This window comes from Gaoshiqia sediminis, assembly GCF_025907915.1.
GTDB classification, from domain to species: Bacteria; Bacteroidota; Bacteroidia; order Bacteroidales; family Prolixibacteraceae; genus Gaoshiqia; species Gaoshiqia sediminis.
The window spans coordinates 38,773-55,533 of sequence record NZ_JAPAAF010000028.1 but is presented as its reverse complement, the minus strand read 5'-3'; the positions used below and the strand labels follow the sequence as shown (position 1 = coordinate 55,533).

The 16,761-nt window shown below is 44.9% G+C and carries 27 protein-coding genes and 1 tRNA gene; 24 read left to right on the top strand and 4 right to left on the bottom strand.

Annotation, left to right across the window (positions count from 1 at the left end):
• Positions 1 to 123 precede the first annotated feature (123 nt).
• The 4 genes from N2K84_RS15310 to N2K84_RS15295 are packed head-to-tail and all read right to left on the bottom strand — an operon-like array spanning position 124 to position 1,949.
• The gene (locus tag N2K84_RS15310; RefSeq protein ID WP_282592701.1) at positions 124 to 285 is read right to left on the bottom strand and encodes a hypothetical protein; all 162 of its coding nucleotides are present in this window, start codon (positions 283 to 285) and stop codon (positions 124 to 126) included.
• Complete coding sequence (locus tag N2K84_RS15305) at positions 282 to 797, bottom strand: hypothetical protein (RefSeq protein ID WP_282592700.1); 516 nt, start codon at positions 795 to 797, stop codon at positions 282 to 284. The genes N2K84_RS15310 and N2K84_RS15305 overlap by 4 nt, the downstream gene beginning before the upstream one ends.
• A 3-nt stretch (positions 798 to 800) precedes the next feature.
• Positions 801 to 1,265, bottom strand: coding sequence for a hypothetical protein (locus tag N2K84_RS15300; protein ID WP_282592699.1), 465 nt, complete (start codon positions 1,263 to 1,265; stop codon positions 801 to 803).
• Positions 1,266 to 1,949, bottom strand: coding sequence for an XRE family transcriptional regulator (locus tag N2K84_RS15295; RefSeq protein WP_282592698.1), 684 nt, complete (start codon positions 1,947 to 1,949; stop codon positions 1,266 to 1,268).
• Between the two features lie 207 nt (positions 1,950 to 2,156).
• Here N2K84_RS15295 and N2K84_RS15290 point away from each other — a divergent pair, with 207 nt between their 5' ends.
• The 24 genes from N2K84_RS15290 (at position 2,157) to N2K84_RS15175 (ending at position 16,723) form a co-directional block, all read left to right on the top strand.
• On the top strand, positions 2,157 to 2,441 hold the full coding sequence (locus tag N2K84_RS15290; protein WP_282592697.1) for a helix-turn-helix domain-containing protein: 285 nt from the start codon (positions 2,157 to 2,159) through the stop codon (positions 2,439 to 2,441).
• Positions 2,434 to 2,985, top strand: a complete 552-nt coding sequence (locus N2K84_RS15285; RefSeq protein WP_282592696.1) for a LuxR C-terminal-related transcriptional regulator — start codon at positions 2,434 to 2,436, stop codon at positions 2,983 to 2,985. Before N2K84_RS15290 ends, N2K84_RS15285 begins: the two co-directional genes overlap by 8 nt.
• An 81-nt stretch (positions 2,986 to 3,066) precedes the next feature.
• On the top strand, positions 3,067 to 3,429 hold the full coding sequence (locus tag N2K84_RS15280) for a hypothetical protein (RefSeq protein ID WP_282592695.1): 363 nt from the start codon (positions 3,067 to 3,069) through the stop codon (positions 3,427 to 3,429).
• Entirely contained in the window at positions 3,410 to 5,344 is a 1,935-nt protein-coding gene (locus tag N2K84_RS15275) for an AAA family ATPase (RefSeq protein ID WP_282592694.1), read from the top strand. The genes N2K84_RS15280 and N2K84_RS15275 overlap by 20 nt, the downstream gene beginning before the upstream one ends.
• A 12-nt stretch (positions 5,345 to 5,356) precedes the next feature.
• Complete coding sequence (locus tag N2K84_RS15270; protein WP_282592693.1) at positions 5,357 to 6,355, top strand: recombinase RecT; 999 nt, start codon at positions 5,357 to 5,359, stop codon at positions 6,353 to 6,355.
• Positions 6,356 to 6,358: 3 nt separating this feature from the next.
• Positions 6,359 to 6,679: a hypothetical protein gene (locus N2K84_RS15265; RefSeq protein ID WP_282592692.1), complete on the top strand. Its 321-nt coding sequence runs from the start codon at positions 6,359 to 6,361 to the stop codon at positions 6,677 to 6,679.
• Positions 6,679 to 7,413 carry an MBL fold metallo-hydrolase gene (locus N2K84_RS15260; RefSeq protein WP_282592691.1) on the top strand — a complete coding sequence of 245 codons (735 nt, stop codon included), beginning with the start codon at positions 6,679 to 6,681 and terminating at the stop codon, positions 7,411 to 7,413. The genes N2K84_RS15265 and N2K84_RS15260 overlap by 1 nt, the downstream gene beginning before the upstream one ends.
• 1 nt (position 7,414) lies before the next feature.
• The gene (locus N2K84_RS15255; RefSeq protein ID WP_282592690.1) at positions 7,415 to 7,573 is read left to right on the top strand and encodes a hypothetical protein; all 159 of its coding nucleotides are present in this window, start codon (positions 7,415 to 7,417) and stop codon (positions 7,571 to 7,573) included.
• Between the two features lie 94 nt (positions 7,574 to 7,667).
• A tRNA-Val gene (locus N2K84_RS15250) sits at positions 7,668 to 7,767 on the top strand.
• A gap of 23 nt (positions 7,768 to 7,790) precedes the next feature.
• Positions 7,791 to 8,009 carry a hypothetical protein gene (locus N2K84_RS15245; RefSeq protein ID WP_282592689.1) on the top strand — a complete coding sequence of 73 codons (219 nt, stop codon included), beginning with the start codon at positions 7,791 to 7,793 and terminating at the stop codon, positions 8,007 to 8,009.
• Positions 8,010 to 8,023: 14 nt separating this feature from the next.
• Positions 8,024 to 8,413, top strand: a complete 390-nt coding sequence (locus N2K84_RS15240) for a hypothetical protein (protein ID WP_282592688.1) — start codon at positions 8,024 to 8,026, stop codon at positions 8,411 to 8,413.
• A 1-nt stretch (position 8,414) separates the two neighbouring features.
• On the top strand, positions 8,415 to 8,828 hold the full coding sequence (locus N2K84_RS15235) for a hypothetical protein (RefSeq protein WP_282592687.1): 414 nt from the start codon (positions 8,415 to 8,417) through the stop codon (positions 8,826 to 8,828).
• 11 nt (positions 8,829 to 8,839) lie between these two features.
• Entirely contained in the window at positions 8,840 to 9,259 is a 420-nt protein-coding gene (locus tag N2K84_RS15230) for a hypothetical protein (RefSeq protein WP_282592686.1), read from the top strand.
• A 5-nt stretch (positions 9,260 to 9,264) separates the two neighbouring features.
• A complete protein-coding gene (locus N2K84_RS15225) occupies positions 9,265 to 9,870 on the top strand; it encodes a hypothetical protein (protein ID WP_282592685.1) in 606 nt (201 codons plus the stop codon).
• Between the two features lie 5 nt (positions 9,871 to 9,875).
• Positions 9,876 to 12,608, top strand: a complete 2,733-nt coding sequence (locus tag N2K84_RS15220) for an SNF2-related protein (RefSeq protein ID WP_282592684.1) — start codon at positions 9,876 to 9,878, stop codon at positions 12,606 to 12,608.
• A complete protein-coding gene (locus N2K84_RS15215) occupies positions 12,608 to 12,799 on the top strand; it encodes a hypothetical protein (RefSeq protein ID WP_282592683.1) in 192 nt (63 codons plus the stop codon). Before N2K84_RS15220 ends, N2K84_RS15215 begins: the two co-directional genes overlap by 1 nt.
• Before the next feature lie 3 nt (positions 12,800 to 12,802).
• Positions 12,803 to 13,540 (top strand): hypothetical protein, encoded by a 738-nt coding sequence (locus N2K84_RS15210; RefSeq protein WP_282592682.1) that lies wholly within the window; start codon positions 12,803 to 12,805, stop codon positions 13,538 to 13,540.
• 6 nt (positions 13,541 to 13,546) lie between these two features.
• Positions 13,547 to 14,071, top strand: a complete 525-nt coding sequence (locus N2K84_RS15205) for a hypothetical protein (protein WP_282592681.1) — start codon at positions 13,547 to 13,549, stop codon at positions 14,069 to 14,071.
• Between the two features lie 10 nt (positions 14,072 to 14,081).
• Positions 14,082 to 14,516 carry an ASCH domain-containing protein gene (locus N2K84_RS15200; protein WP_282592680.1) on the top strand — a complete coding sequence of 145 codons (435 nt, stop codon included), beginning with the start codon at positions 14,082 to 14,084 and terminating at the stop codon, positions 14,514 to 14,516.
• A complete protein-coding gene (locus N2K84_RS15195; RefSeq protein ID WP_282592679.1) occupies positions 14,513 to 14,899 on the top strand; it encodes a hypothetical protein in 387 nt (128 codons plus the stop codon). Before N2K84_RS15200 ends, N2K84_RS15195 begins: the two co-directional genes overlap by 4 nt.
• A 129-nt stretch (positions 14,900 to 15,028) precedes the next feature.
• Complete coding sequence (locus N2K84_RS15190; protein ID WP_282592678.1) at positions 15,029 to 15,418, top strand: VRR-NUC domain-containing protein; 390 nt, start codon at positions 15,029 to 15,031, stop codon at positions 15,416 to 15,418.
• Between the two features lie 322 nt (positions 15,419 to 15,740).
• Positions 15,741 to 16,160 carry a hypothetical protein gene (locus tag N2K84_RS15185; RefSeq protein WP_282592677.1) on the top strand — a complete coding sequence of 140 codons (420 nt, stop codon included), beginning with the start codon at positions 15,741 to 15,743 and terminating at the stop codon, positions 16,158 to 16,160.
• A 45-nt stretch (positions 16,161 to 16,205) separates the two neighbouring features.
• Positions 16,206 to 16,541, top strand: coding sequence for a hypothetical protein (locus N2K84_RS15180; RefSeq protein ID WP_282592676.1), 336 nt, complete (start codon positions 16,206 to 16,208; stop codon positions 16,539 to 16,541).
• Positions 16,532 to 16,723 carry a hypothetical protein gene (locus tag N2K84_RS15175; protein WP_282592675.1) on the top strand — a complete coding sequence of 64 codons (192 nt, stop codon included), beginning with the start codon at positions 16,532 to 16,534 and terminating at the stop codon, positions 16,721 to 16,723. Before N2K84_RS15180 ends, N2K84_RS15175 begins: the two co-directional genes overlap by 10 nt.
• Positions 16,724 to 16,761 lie beyond the last annotated feature (38 nt).

Sequence of the window (16,761 nt, the reverse complement as noted above, 5' to 3'; positions counted from 1 at the left end):
GTACCCCGGACGGGATTCGAACCCATGACCTACTGCTTAGAAGGCAGCTTGGCACTCCTTTTATTCTCTTGATATCGTGTGATTTATGCACTTGGCTTTTTGATTTTCAAAGATATTTCAAATTCAATCCTTCATTTTGGCTATTTCCAGTTGCCTTTTCAGGCGGGCAATATCATCATTCAGTAAGGCATTCTCCAACTCCAACGCACTTATTTTACGGTGCAGGTCCTGAAGCTCTTTCCTCAATGATGCGATCATGATATCCTTTTCTTCCATGTTGCTCATAAACCGAATTTCTTACTATTCTGTAAAAACCATGGCCTTTCTTTTACCTTGATGTTTACAAATGATTCATCACCGTTCACGTCCCGGCGCTGTTTTAATATTTGAAAGGTCTCAATCAGGGCATTTATATCTTCTTCAGAGTATGATATACCTTCAAGTTCTTCGTACTTCAATTCTCCGTTGTGGACCAGGTGCAAATGCCTTAACTTATCTTCTAAAAAACAGATGTAGCTAGTGTGTGCGTGTTGCAGTGCATAGAATATTCTTGTTTTGTCCGAATGGGAATGAAATTCCATGCCATCGCAAGCCAATGTCGTTCCTTTCCAGTCAACAGTACACCAGAACAGTAGATTGAAATACTCCCACTTTTCGAAAATCTCCTTCATCGATACACTGACAGCATTCACGTTCCCGGGTGTAAACCCGTCGAAGTGTTCTGCAAGTTTTGTGGCCTTTGAAAAATTCTTGGACCGGCTGGATGGGAACGAAATCTTTAGCAAAAATGTATCCATACATTATTGATGAGTTATCCGGTAGTATTTCAGCTCATGCCTAATATTTCCGTAATACAGCTCCACATAAGTGTCCCCAACTTCCCAACTATAATAGTTATCGCCATCATCGTAATGGCTTTCATTGTAATTCATACCATACAGACGCTTCAAAGCACTGAATACATCGTCAAACACTTCCTTATTGTGCACGAGTTGAAGATCCGATCTCCCCAGCCATACTTCTCCAGGAATCTCATCGAACAAATACATGATTTTGGAGATCTCCCCATCCGCGCTGTATTGGAGTTCAAAGTCGTCTTCTTTTAACAGAGAGTGCGTTTCGAGTGCCTTAACCTGTTCTTTGGTCAGATTCCACTCGGTGATTGGCTCATTCAATACGAAGTCCTTCTTATCATCCTTGCTACATGAGCCAATCCCAGCTAACAGAAAAATCAGAATGAATATTCGCTTCATTATTGTTTGCATCTACAGTTGTTTTCTGGTTATTTTCCCTTTAATCGAATACAGGTTTAAGACCGATTTCTTTGGAATTACAGTATCACCTTTGAAATTCGGATTGGATGCCCTGAGTATTAACTTGTCCGGTTCTTCATGCGGGAAAAGCAACTTAATAGTCTTCATATTATTTGCCTCCGCATTGGTGATGATCAAATAGGCCTCTCCCCAAAGGATCACGTCCGGGTTCTCTAATCTTTTTACAGCTATTATTTCACCGCTGGCATAGGTCGGATACATGCTGTCGCCCCATATTGGCAGGTAGGCCGTGCAATCGTTGAAAGGCTTGAAATCGACATAAAATTCAGGAACTTCAGCAACATCCTGAAAGCTCTCCTTTATCGATGCGGTAACATCAATATCGAAATATGGGACTCCAATTTTGCTGAGTTCAGTTTCGGGCACGCCAAGCATAAGAGGCGAATCTTCAAGCTCGGCTTTTAATCGTTCGAGTTCAGTGCGCTCAATCATAGAATCTATATGCACTCCAAAATACTTGGATATCAACAACGCTTTATCCAAGTCAGGTTCAGAAACACCCTTCTCATAATTCGATATAGTGCCTGGCTTAACTCCAATAGCCTCTGCAAGAGCTGCCTGCGACACATTTTTCAACCCTCTTAAAGTCTTTATATTCAGACCTATATCACTCATACTAAAAATAAATTCAAGTTTCTTGGTGTTTTTATTGCTTATATCCAAGATTATTGAATATCTTTACACCATGCAAAAGAGCAAAGCCCACCTAAAAGGCTACGCTCTTGGATCAAAAAGCGGGAGGCAATCCACGACGGCAATCTGAAAATTGCCTCCCTGCTTGATTATTAAATAAAACGATTCAATAATCAATATTCAAATATAATGAATAAACAGAATGTAAATCAAAAAATCCGCCCCAATGTTGATAATCTACCCTTTTCGGAGTATTACAACGCGCTGAAAGATGAACCGAAATCAAGCCCGAACTACCCACTTACCCCGTTGGACGAGTTCCTGATTGTAGTAGGCGAAAAGCTGGGCAAACACCCCGGCACCATTCGCCGCTGGGCATACGGCACCGCAAAAGCAAACCTATTGGAAAAGCAGGCCCTTGCAAAGCTTCTGAAATGTGATGTTGAATGTCTATTCCCGGCAAGCCATGACTAACACGGAATTTTACATCACCCCAAAAGGAGACATCATGGTCCACGACAAGGATGGGGCCCGGATGCTGACCCCAACCGATCGGGGCATAATCTCACACCTTATCAGGACATTTCAGGAGTTCTACCCCGATGCCGTTAAAGCCCTATCTAAAAACTTTGAGAAGCTCCGGTTTAATATCCCGCTGTTCGAATTCAACATCGCCAGGCGCTTGATCAAATGCAACTGGGGCAAGTTCGACAGCATGTTGGATATTGACCAATTCGGCAATTATAATTTTGAGGAAGTTGAATGTCCGCTTCGCGGCGAATGCCAGTTAGAAGGGATTGTTTGTAAGCCAAAATTCAACTCGAAACTATCCGACCGGGAACTCGAAGTCATGAGGCATTTCTACGAGAATAACTCTGCCGAAGAAATTGCCGAATCAATATGCCTGTCGGTGGAAACGGTTAAGACTCACAAGCGCAATGCTTTTAAACGAATAAAAGTACACTCACTTTCAGAATTTTTCATTTACGCACGAGACAATAAGCTTTTCGAAAATTAATGCACAGCCCTGCAAAGCGTTGCAACGGTGTTAAGAAAATCCAACTCGCTAATCTCTCAACAAACAATTAACAGTGCAGCAATGGACGAAAAGATACTTGAAAAAATCATTTCAAACTCAATCCAGATCGGTGTGATAAACACCCTCAATCGGTTGGGACTGGTGGACGAAAACATGTCCGCTCAGCAAGCCTACAAAACATACGGCAAACGCCAGGTCGAAGAATGGCGGCGCAAGCGATGGATAGTAGGTTACCCAACCGGGAACAGTACCCGGGCGAAGTACTACTTCAAACGCTCAGAGCTCGAAACTGCCAGCCGGATGCTTGACATTCACAATGTCATCCCCGGAACAGTGATGCATAGAATCATGGAATCAAATTTCAAATCACAGCTAGAAAATGAAAAACGTAAAGCTTCTCAAAATGTCCCTACAAAACTTTAAGGGGATCAAATCACTGGAGATCGACTTCTCCGAAACAACAAAAATTTATGGGGATAATGCCACTGGTAAAACCACACTGGTTGATGCTTTTACCTGGCTCCTTTTTGGCAAGGATTCAACCGACCGGAAAGACTTCAGCATCAAAACGCTGGACACACAGAACAAGGCTATCCATAAACTGGATCATGAAGTATCAGGCGCATTCGAAGTCAATGGTGAAGTAATAAACCTGAGGCGGGTATTTCGCGAAAAGTGGGTAACCCGGCGTGGATCCGACACTCCTGAGCTGCAAGGACACGAAACCCTCTTCTTTTGGAACGATGTGCCCCTGCAGGCCGGTGAATATCAACAGAAGGTTGATGCAATTATCAACGAACAAACCTTCCGGATGATCACCAACCCAATGTACTTCAATAGCCTGAAATGGCAGGAACGCCGGAATATCCTGACCACCATCGCCGGAAATGTTTCAGACAACGATATCGCAGCAACGCGGTCAGATTTTCAGTCTTTGATGGCCGAAATGGGCAATAAAACGCTGGATGAGTACAAAAAACAACTGGCCGCCCAGAAAAAGAAACTGAAAGACGAGCTGGCCCTCATTCCGGCCCGTGTGGATGAAGTTTCACGCAATACACCGGAAGCAAGGGAATGGAAGATCATTCAGGATGAAATCGATATTCTAAACAACCAGATTGAAGCCATTGACAACCAGATTGCAGACGCTTCAAAAAGCTACGAGGCATATTACGCCAGCAAACAACAACGCCTGTCCAAAATAAACGAGCTAAAAACCAAGATCTCGGACATCGAATTCAAAGGACGGCAGGTTTTCAGTGCCCAGCTGAATGAAAAACAAGCAGCTATTGATGCCGCCAAAAAGGAAATCGAACGGCTCAACAAGGCAAAAGCTAATTCTTCAAGAGAGATCGATGACCTCAGAAAAAGCATCGAATTGTTCAAAGACGAACAGAGCAAACTCCGTGAAGAATGGCAAAAGGTGAACGAAGAACAGTTCCAAGGCATTCATGCGGATGATTGCAAGTGTTTTGCCTGCGGCCAGGAACTACAGCCTGATAAAGTGCAGGCGAAACAATCTGAGGCCCTTGCCCGGTTTAACGCTAACAAAGAAAGAAGGCTTGCCGCCATTGTCGATGAAGGGAAATCTTATCTACCCAGGATCGAAAACCTTGAACGGCAGATTAGCAACATCCAACATGTAAGCTACGACGATTTGACTGGCAAACAGGAAGAAATCATTCGAAGCTGGGAGTCCAGAAAGCTCGAAAGTGTCCAGGCCATATTATCCGACAATCAGGAGTACCATCAAGCGGTAAAACAACTCCAGGAGATTGAATCATCCCCCGAACAGGAATTGGCCCCATCTGATAATTCAAGCCTGAAACTGAAGAAATCAGGCCTTATCAGTCGCATGGATGAGTTCAAAAGGCAGCTGGCAGCTAAAGAACAGATCGAGCAAGCAAACAAGCGGAAGGAAGAGCTGCTCCGCCAGGAGAAGGAATTCAGCAAGCAGCTGGCTGGTCTGGAAAAGGTTGAATTTACCATCGCCGAATTTACCCGGGCAAAGGTGGATATGCTCGAATCGAAGATCAACACCATGTTCACGGCTGTCCAGTTCCGGTTATTCGATACGCAACTGAACGGAGGACTGGTTGAATGCTGCGATACGCTGGTCAATACCAACGGTGCCTGGGTGCCATGGTCCGATGGCAACTCTGCAGGGCGAATCAATGCCGGTATCGAAATCATCAACGTGCTTTCGGCCTATTACAACCAATCCGCTCCGATCTGGATTGATAACTCGGAGTCAATCACCTCAATCAAACACACACAGGCTCAACGCATCGAGCTCTATGTATCCGAATCAGACAAATCATTAAGAATCGCATCATAAATCAAAATCAACATGGCAAACGAAAACAACCAAGTTGCTGAAATTAAAAAGGACATTTCAGCACAAGTATTAGCAAAGATTGAAGTGTTCAGAAGTGCCGGGGAATTGAGAATCCCGAAAGATTATTCTCCTGAGAATGCGCTGAAATCAGCCTATCTGGTACTGACTGACCCTAAGTCTAACCTATTGGCAAAATGCTCAAAAGAATCAGTTGCAAATGCATTGCTCAAAATGGTAGTTTGGGGATTATCTCCGCTTAAAAAGCAATGCGACTTTATTCCATATGGTGATAAGTTGGAGTGCTCCATTGAATACACCGGTAATATCGTTCTGGCCAAGCGTTACGGACATTTGAAAAACATCCGTGCCAATGCCATATTCGCCGGTGACACATTTGAATTTGGAGTTGATACAACAACAGGCAGAAAGAAGATTATCAAGCATGAGCAAACTCTTGACAGCATTGGCAGCAAGGATTTGAAAGGGGCTTATGCCGTGTTTGAACTGGAAGACGGTACCGTTGATGTTGAAATCATGAGCATGATCCAGATCCGCGATGCCTGGAACCAAGGGCCGATGAAAGGAAACTCACCGGCACATAAAAACTTCCCCGACCAGATGGCCTGCAAGACGGTGATCAACCGCGCCTGTAAATTACTAATACGCGCTTCCGATGACTCTGTTCTCTATGAGGATAGCGAAGAAAAACCTGATCCTGCAGAAGCTGAAAAGAATGAAAAAGCCAACTCAAAACCGATTGGTTTTGAAAACGCCGAAGAGGTTGATTTTGAGGAACAACAAACGATAGAGGTTAAGTCAACTAAATCGGAAGAGACTGTCGCATTAAACACGATGACATTCCCTTCACTCAATAAGGCAAAAGAGTTTCTGATCAACGACTGCGGAATGATGCCTGAATTCTTGACTGATGAAGCTACAATCCGCGCTGCTGCCCGTGAACAAGGAATCGATCTTGAAATCAAAAAAGCGGCTTCTGGCCCGGGGTTTTAGGCTATGGAAAAGAAGTACACACAAGGTGAATGGTATGTTGAAAGAACATCATCACCAGAAGGAGATTTTCAAGCCCGTATTCTTTGCAATACTCGTCAGACTGAATACATCGCTGGACAGCCGCGTCAAAAAGTTTACATCATCGCTGGTGAACCAAGCTGCAGAAATGGGCAGTCAAATATTCATCATGAAGCCAACGCGAAACTCATCGCTGCTGCCCCTGAAATGCTGGAGGTTTTGGAGACCATCGAAAACGACAACAACCAAGTTCCTGAATGGCTCTGGACGAGAATTCAGGAGGTAATCAAAAAAGCCACTGAATAATGAAACTGAAAGTACTCGGAAGCTCCAGCCGGGGCAACAGCTACATTCTGGAAACCGATAGTCAGGTACTGGTCATTGAGGCCGGTATCCGGCTGTCGGAAGTCAAAAAAGCGATTGGCTTCGATGTTTCAAAAATCATTGGTTGCCTGATCACACACGAACACGGCGATCATGCAGCTCATGTCCATGACTTCACCCGGGCTGCCGTCGATGTATATTGCTCACGGGGAACAGCCAGCCGCTTCAATGCCAGCCACCGGCTTCACAAAGTCAAGTCGGGAGAGCTGCTCCGGGTTGGAGACTTCAAAGTACTTCCGTTCGATGTGGTCCACGATGCGGCTGAACCCTTCGGCTTCCTGATCAATCATCCGGAATCAGGCAATATCCTGTTCCTGACCGATACGTTCTATTCGGAGTTCACATTTACCGGATTGAACAACATCATCCTGGAGGTGAATTATGACCTGAACATCCTGGAGAAGAACATCGAATCCGGACGGCTCAATCCATCGATCCGGAACAGGATTGTAACCAGCCACATGAGCCTGCAAACGGCGATCGATCTACTCCATGCAAACGATTTAAGCCGGGTAAACAACATCGTACTGATCCACCTCTCCGACGGCAACAGCCATGCTGAAAATTTCAAAACAGAGATTGAACGCGCTACCGGTAAAACGGTAACTGTTGCCGACTACGGGACCGAAATTTCATTCAACAAAACACCATTCTAACATGAAACTGGCAAACCGGATATTCTCAGCAGGCTTCGGCCTCATAGCGCTGGCCGAATTCATTGGGTTTCTTGGTGGCCGCACCTGGTGCTTGTTCGCTGCCATTCTGATCGGATTGCTCTCCTACTTCTTCTATCGCGAATCGATCAATCCAAGTTAGGCCGACGAAAACATTACCCTACTTGTCCGGGGATTGTGGGCATGAGTTCTAACAAAACCAATCTCAAAGCTGCCCGGAGTTGAGCCGGGCACATGGCGCGGTGGCGGAGTAGATTGTCGCAATTAAGGAGAAGTTGGTATCGAACCGCCTGACAATCGGCGGAAGCTTCGCAGGTTCGAATCCTGCTCGCGCCTCTGAATTTCTAAATCAAACAACAATGGAAAATTTTAAAGTTATCAAAGTACTCGGACACAATCACGTTGTAAGGCCTCTTACAAGACCAACATCCTATTTCACCCTGAACGGTAAGAGAATCGGAATGGTGCCGGAGCCAAACTATTTAAACACAGGAATGGCACTTTGCGGGATACTTCGCCCCGGTCAGACCCTCGGTGAATTTATTGAAACCAAGCAACAGAAAGTAACCCAACCTTAAAAAAACCTTTCATTATGATCTTACAATCAATCAACCTCAGCCGGTCTGTCGGAGACATGGAGCTTGGCTGGATCATTGCCTCCTGCATCGTTTTGGTTGTCTTTTGGACAACTGCCTTTAGTCTGCTAAGCCGTAGCGTTCAAAAAGACCGCGACATACACATGTGGCCAACACTTAAACAGGTTGACCAAGCCACCGACCGGCAGATCGTATGGTGGGTCAACAATCTGCCAATTGCCTCCAACGATGCGGAAATGATAATCATCGACCGGATTGTACGCCGCTATCTCGATGTGGATGTGGAGCCGGAACCATGCCGCAAACCCAACGAACTGCATGCCGCTGACCGCTATGCCATGGCCGATCAGATAAATGACGAATGTTTCATTTCAAGCGAATATTAACATGGAAAAATTGATTACACCTATCCCCGGAATCATCGACGAACTTAAAACGATGGATGAATTCCTGACAATCACCATGAGCGAGGATGCCGAAGAAGCAGTTGCCCGGGGCAATGACCTGGCCGCTTATATCGCCCGTTCCGGCAAACTGCTGGCCGATGCAAAATACCACCTGAACAAGAAAATGAAGGATGATGTATTTGCGGCGCTCGAACGGATAGCCAGGCAGAACGGTGCCACACCTACCGCCATCAATGCTATCGTGAAAAGCATTTGCAAAGAAGAACAGTTTCTGGTTGACTGGTCCGAACGGACAAACCGATCTGCCACCCACCAACTGGAATGGTGCCGCACAGTGATCAGCAAGGCAAAAGAAGAAATGCGCCTGGCCGGATTCAGAGGAAACAACCCTTAATAAATTAAACAATGATTATTCACGGAGTTTTTTTCGCGGTTAAATGTAATCGCTGTGGTAATATCTGCGAATCAGGCGATTACCAGTATTGGAATGACGAATCAGCAGCCGAAGAATCAGCGGCTGAAAGTGAATGGCACATTGATAACGGGAAACATTATTGCCCCAACTGCCACGAAATCGATGAAAATGATAATGTATTGATTTATCTGCCAATACCGGAATCCGTAAAAAAGGCCCAGATATTTCTTCAATCGATAACCAGATACGCCGTTCTGAAAGATAGAAAAGATTCTTTCAGGATTGAAATATCCAATATCCAATACCTCTCCGATGCCGATTTAGCTTGGATCCGGTCAAAGATCGACTTTGAGATCGAAAAAGTGGTAACACCAAGGCAAGAGAAAATAATCATCATAATCAAAAAATAGTAACGATGGAAAATGTCAGAAATGAAATTCTAAAGGCATCGGTCAAACACGACCGTTGCGAAGTGACCTACAAAGAGAGCTTCACCGAAGCCAACTTCAGCAATGAAGTTTCAAAAAAGTGCTCCCAAATCGTGCATGTTGACCTGAAAAATGCACTCGACCGATTAAAAATTCACCTGGTGATCTTATGCGAACAGCCGGAAGCCGTGCTGATGGACAACATCTATGATTTCGACCTCGAAGAGCTTTCAAACTACGTGGTAACCGGCTATTCTATCGGAGGATCAGACGAAAGTGCCGGGGTGACTATCATCGGGCAAAAGCTGCTGAAATCCGGACAGGTGCTCAACATTAACGCCCCTTTTACAAAGTTCGAAGATGCGGAAGCTTATGAATTTGCCGGTGAGCTTTACGGAGATGTCCAGGCCTGCAATTGGGAAGTATCCGAGTATCTGTTTGCCGAAAAATGGGGCCTGAAGCAACAGGAGTTTGATTTTGATGTGCCGGAAGAACTGTCCGGGGCCGAAATCACCATGGCAGCCCCATCAACCGGAAAAACGAAAAAGATTGGTAACCTGAAAAAATCAAAAGTAGTGGAACCTCAAGAGTAAATCTGATGGAAATTCAACTTAACCCACAAGGCAATTACGTTGTTTCGTTTGCATACAGGCCCCACTTGGTCAACCTGATCAAGCAGATACCCGGGCGCACCTTTAACCCGACATCCAAGGCATGGATCGTGCCCGGCGCTTCAAAACCGCATCTGGAATCGATGGCCAAACGGATCATCAACTTTGAGCCCGTTAATTGGACCGACAGCAAGGTGGCAGAAAAACGGGTTTCAGAGGTTGATTTTCTTATCCCGGAAATGCCGGAACTTGCCGTTCCGCATGGGTTGAAAGTGGAGCCGTATCCTTACCAGTTGCAGGGTATTGCCCGTGGGTTGCAGTTGAAACGCTTCATGAACACGGATGAACCCGGCCTTGGGAAATCTGAAACTTTAAACTCTTTAATATCCAGTCCTAATGGATGGATTAGAATGGGTGATATTCAGGCCGGAGATTCGATTTTTGCCAAGGATGGTTCCATCCAGCAAGTTGAAGGGGTATTTCCACAAGGCATTGTTCCGACGTATCGAATGACATTCAACGACGGTTCATTTGTAGATTGTAATCTGGAACATATCTGGTGTGTTAGGGATCAGAACAGACGGCGAAGAGGTTTGGGTTGGACAACTAAGACAACCCAAGAAATCCTTAAATCAGGACTTGTCAATAAAACCAACCCAAAACGCGAGGCATCCGGAAGAAAGCCTTCTTTGAAATGGGAGATACCGATGTGCGAACCGGTGCAGTTTCCGACAAAACAATTTGTGATCCCGGCTTATACATTAGGCGTGTTGATCGGTGACGGAGCTTTATCTGGTAATAAAGTTGAAATGTCGCTACCAGCCGAAAAGAAACAAATTATCAGGTTCGTTGAAAACGAGTTGGATAAAAGTCTAACCGTATCAATCAGAAACTATGGCAATGTAACTCGATACGCCTTGGTGAACGCTTTTGATAAATTCCATCATGAGAATTTGTATTTAAGTGAGATCAGAAGGCTAAAACTCGATGTTGTAAGTGCTGATAAGTTTATCCCGAAAGAATACCTGCAGGGTGACGTTATTCAACGCGAAGATTTGCTGGCCGGTCTTATGGATACCGATGGTAGTTGTATCAAGAACCGAACTACCTTTCACACAACATCTACTCAATTAGCGACAGACATCAAAGAATTGGTAGAGTCTTTAGGCGGTGTGGCCATTATCCGACCGTATGACAGGACAAATGAGGGAAAAGGAATAGAGTATCAGGTAAATATCAGAACATCATTCAACCCGTTTTACTTGAAATACAAAAGTGACAATTGGAAACCTAAATCAGTTTACAGGCCAACCCGTTACATCGAAAGTATCGAATATATTGGAGAAGAAGAACAGCAATGTATTAGGGTGTCATCGCCTGATCATTTGTATTTGACCAACAACTACATCGTAACTCACAACACTCTGCAATCAATTGCTACAATCAACCTGGCCAATGCTTTTCCCTGTCTGGTCATTTGCCCGTCATCCCTCAAGATAAACTGGGAGCGCGAGTGGCACAAGTTTACAAACAAAAAAGCAATGGTCCTTTCGGATAGTGTCCGCGATACCTGGCCCTTCTTTTGGAATACCGGGATGTATCAGGTCTTCATTGTGAACTACGAAAGTCTGAAAAAGTACTTTGTACAGCACATCAAAACGTCACAGAAACTGACAATCCGCGATATCACCTTCCGCGATAACATACACCTTTTCAAGTCGGTCATTATCGACGAAAGCCACCGCTGCAAATCATCGGCCACCCAGCAGGCGAAGTTCGTAAAAGGCATTTCTGAAGGTAAAGAATGGCGGATCGAACTCACCGGTACTCCCGTTGTGAACCGGCCCAAAGATTTGATCGCTCAGTTGTCCATACTTGGCAAGATGGAAGAGTTCGGAGGGTACAAGTATTTCATCCAGCGGTATTGTTCCGGCCCGAACGAAGCCTCAAACCTGAAAGAGCTGAACTTCATGCTGTGGCAAAAATCGATGTTCCGGAGAGAAAAATCGATGGTACTGAAAGACCTGCCAGACAAGATCAGGCAAGTGATGTCCTGTGACATTACAAACCGGAAGGAATATAAAGATGCTGAACGCGACCTGATCCAGTACCTGATCAAATACAAAGAGGCCGATGATGAAAAGATACAAAAGGCCCTGAAAGGTGAAGTGATGGTCCGAATCAACATACTCCGGCAGATATCAGCCCGGGGAAAGGTAAAAGAAGTGGCTGAGTTCGTAAGCGACTTCCAGGAAGAGGGTCAGAAAATCGTTCTGTTCTGCTCGCTTCACGAGGTTGTTGACCAGCTCAAACGCATCTTTCCTCATGCGGTATCGGTTACCGGTCGTGAAGATTCGAAACAGAAACAGGCTGCTGTGGATGCCTTCCAGCGGAACCCGAAAACCAACATCATCATTTGCTCCATCCGTGCTGCAGGTGTTGGATTAACTCTTACAGCAGCTTCAAACGTGGCCTTTGTCGAATTCCCCTGGACGTATGCCGATTGCTGCCAGTGCGAGGACCGCTGCCACCGGATCGGGCAAAAAGACAGCGTTACAGCCTACTATTTCCTCGGGAAAAACACCATCGACGAAAAGGTGTACAAAATCATTCAGCTCAAAAAGGGAATTGCCAACGCAGTCACCGGGGCAACCGATGATATCCCGGAAAACATTGTGGACATGGTGGCCAACTTGTTTAACGAAGAAATTGACGAATAATGGAAAACGAAAAATTCATACAGCTGGTGGCCGATATGCGGAAACACCAGAAAAATTACTTCAGGTACCGCGACCCGCTCAGCCTGCAAAAATCAAAGAAAGCAGAAAAAGAAGTGGACGCCGAGATTGTCCGGCTAACCGGTACCGGGCCGGTTGACAATTCAGAACCTCCTTACCCAACACTATTCTGACCCATGAAAAAAATCAATACCATGTTTAATATCTTTCAAGGTAACGACCTAATCAAAAAAACAATAGCCAGCGTTCTAGGGTACGATAATCCTGAAAATAGTTGGTTTACCAAAGACATGTACTTCGAAGCTTTCTTTTATCTCTCAAAAAGGTTTGGTTCTCCAAGTCTATTTGATGAATACAAAGAGGCCGGAGCTTGGAGCTTCAATGTGAAAGACTATGTAATAGAGATTCGAATGAACAGTTCATGGGTTCAATTTATGATGTATGGCAAAATATCGAATCACGAGATTCATAGTCCCTACGCCGTCAAATATCGAAGAATTCGCAGAGAAAAGCGTGATAAAATTTTATCCGAATTAGGAGATTGGAATGATAAGGAGGAAGAGCTGGCCGGAAAGCTGTTTGATGATTTCTTGAAAGAAAACGATATAGATGCATCTATAAGCCAGGATCAATTTGACAAAGAATATCGCGGTAAATGGTTTGAATATGTCTGTTTGCACAACAAAAGGGTAATTAATCTCGACTATGATGAGTTTACAGGGAAATATGGAAAAATATACCAAAACTCATACACCCGACATGCTCAAAAAACACTCACCCAATTTCTAAAAAACATGCTAACTCCAATATGGGTCAGAGATTGTCCTTACAACATCAAAGGTAGGCTCTCGGATGAAGAAGCCGCTTTCTACAGCAGATACAGAGATAATATCAAAATTGAATTCAAAAAATAAGATATCATGAAACCAGTACCATTTAAACACCAAAACACCGTATTTGCGGAAGACCAGCCCGAATACCAGCCGTTACCGGCTTTGAAACTTAATACGCCCCAGGGCGAAGTAATCAGCTGTTGGAAGCTATCCTTCCGGGAACGCTTGCGGGTGCTTTTTCTGGGCCGTGTTTGGCTCAGTCTGTTTAGTTTCAACCAAGACCTTGCTCCAAGCTATCTGGCTGTGAACCGCGAGGAAGTGTTTTCCCTTCCGGATGACTCCACCCCTGTTTGGGTAAAGTTGGTCAATAAGATAAAGCGGTTATTCGCTCCAACTTATCAATCCGGATACAGCTACTTTGCACATCACAAACCCTCCGGCGAAGATTGGTATATTTTAGGGATCGATGCCGCATTCGACAGGGTTTGTGCTGCCGGATGGCCGCCCAGTATCGGCAAACTATCAGACTGCTCCAACCTGTTGAAGAACAAACCGCTGACAGAAGAAGAGCTTCAACACCGCAACAAGCATTTTGGAACAAACTGGATATAAGACTACAACTATGAAAACCATCACCATCAAACAACCCTGGGCGCACCTAATCTGCTCAGGGTTTAAGGACATCGAAAACCGGACCTGGAGAACAAATTTCCGGGGCCGGGTACTCATCCATGCCGGGGCAAATGACAACTACAAAAGATCGATGAACCTGTTATTTTCCCCTGAGCAATGGGAATACATGCGAGCAAAAGGAGGAAAAAATTTGCTCAACTACATGTTTGCAGGCAACTGGAACAGGTCCGCCATCATCGGCTCCGTTGAAATTGTTGATTGTGTTCAAAACCACCCTTCCATCTGGGCCGAGAAAGGCGTCTGGAACTGGGTACTGGCCAATCCGGTACTATTCTCAAAACCGATCGAGAAAGTCAAAGGCAAACTCAGCTTTTGGGACTATCCGATGACAGAAGATGAATACATGAGAATTGCAACGATATGAAAGCCCTGCCCATGCCCGATGTGTTTGCAACCGACCGCGAGCATTACTTCGAATGCTGGAAGGATATTCTATCCATGTGTCAGTCGCCATCGAAAAGATTTGGAATCGAAGTGGTACTCATCCGGGATCGTGGGCCGATCAAGGCTGGCACAAAAGGCATTGCCCGGCCTTTTAACGCCGTGGACATCCATCGCCAGTTGAAAGATTACAATGACGAAATGAAGTACAAAATCATGGGCCTTCCGGATCTCAGCAGGGCCTTTGATTTTTACCCTTACTACGAGAAAGACGGACGCAAGGCAATATCACTCCATCACACTCATATTTCACAGTTCGACTGCAAAGCCACAAAGACCACCACTCAGTTGGAATTTGAATTTTAACGTACCATGTGCCCTGTAACCTGCATAAAATGTTCCCGTCAAACCCGGTCGGTCATCAATACCCAGGATGGTCCGCTTTGCTTCACTTGCTTCTCAGAAAGCAAGAACGCACAAAAAGCAAAACGGGTTGTGTCGCATGATGAAGATGACATTCAGGCTGATTTCTTTGAGAAGGTGAAACTCTTTTTCCCGAACTTGCCTGATAAACTTCTTTTTGCCGTCCCCAATGGTGGCAAGCGAGACCGTAAAACAGTTCAGACAAAAAGTGGCTCAAAATCATTCTCGCCAGAGGCCGCAAGGTTAAAGCGCCAGGGAGTTAAAGCTGGTGTTTCGGATGTTATCCTGTTGATCCCGAAAAAGGGCTTTGCTTCCCTACTCATGGAATTCAAAACACAATCCGGACGGCAATCGGACGAACAGAAGGAATTTCAACGGCAGGCCGAAATGTGCGGTAGTAAGTATGTAATTGTGCGGAGTGTGAATGATGCCTTGGCCGCCATGAAAGACTATCTGAATTAACGGTCGGACTTGGGATAAACTACATAAGCGCTGCAAAAATACAGGCTTATGCTGCGGGATTCTTCCCATCGGCTACTGGGCTAGCCATTCTCCCGGTCGTTTTCAGGTTTTTGTCAAATCGGTATTCCTCAAAAGACCTGCTCCAAAATTCATCCGATCAGTTAACTAGCTCAATATTAGGTTTTAACTTGCGGACTGCAAAGTAGTTCATAAAAAAAACGCTCCGATATTTGGAGCGTATTATAAAAACCACTATCTTTGAAGTACATTATTTAACCAACGGGGCCGCAGCCGAACAAGGAGCGATAGAAAAACAATCAAAATGAAAACTTCACAAATTTTATCAGGCGAGAGAAATCAAGTTGTAAATCAAATCGCAGAAGAATTAATGCAATTCAAATCTTACCAGGAAGGTTTGCAAAATGCTGAACAGAACGCTGAAAAGCGTTACGAACATGCAATCAAGATGCATACGACACAACGCCGCTGGTGGAAAGTAGTTGAAACATCAAACGGTAATTTTCTTATCTGGACAAACAACAGTAGAGAAACTGTTTTGGTAACAGAAAATAACGAGGTCATATTTTATGACGAGTTGACAAACCAGGCTACAGCAGATAGAACAGCTAGAGAATTGAAAGCAGCCGCCCACGTACTTTGTACACGAAAAGAAATTATTGAAAAAGTAATTTCTCGCGATTTTAACAGCACCAGACTTCTTCCGCCTGTATCAATGTTTTAATAACCAAAAGAGCAGTCTCCGGGCTGCTCTTTAAATTCAATCTATATGGACCGATTTTTATTAGCCGAAAACCCGATCAACACCGACGATGTCATTAAACAATACATCATTCATACCATTAAGCCGAAATGTATTATCGAAGCTGTCAACGCTAGCGATGATTCCGATGTGGTTTCATCAGGCTTTCCGCATCAGATCTTTGAATTTATAAACTCTGACGGGGTGCCGGAAATCTGGGCGTTAATTGTTCGTGATGTTTACGATCACAGCTCTAGCGATGAAATTGAAAAGCTACTCTCGCGCGCCTGGCGCTGGTTCCGTGCATACATGGAGTGGGAAGATGGCAATATTGACGAACAGGAGGCCAGCCAATGGAACTGACAAAAGAAACCCTACGCCAATTTCTCGACCAGCGCCCGGCCATATCGCCCCGCGCCCTGGCCCTCCATGCCGGTCTAAACGAAAACTACATCAACCAACTCTACAACGCCAGCAACCGGGGGCTTACCGCCGATGCACGGGAAAAATTTCTACAAATTTTGCCACTATACGGATGGAAGTAAACATACATACAATTCTATACGCTCTAATTGGGATATGC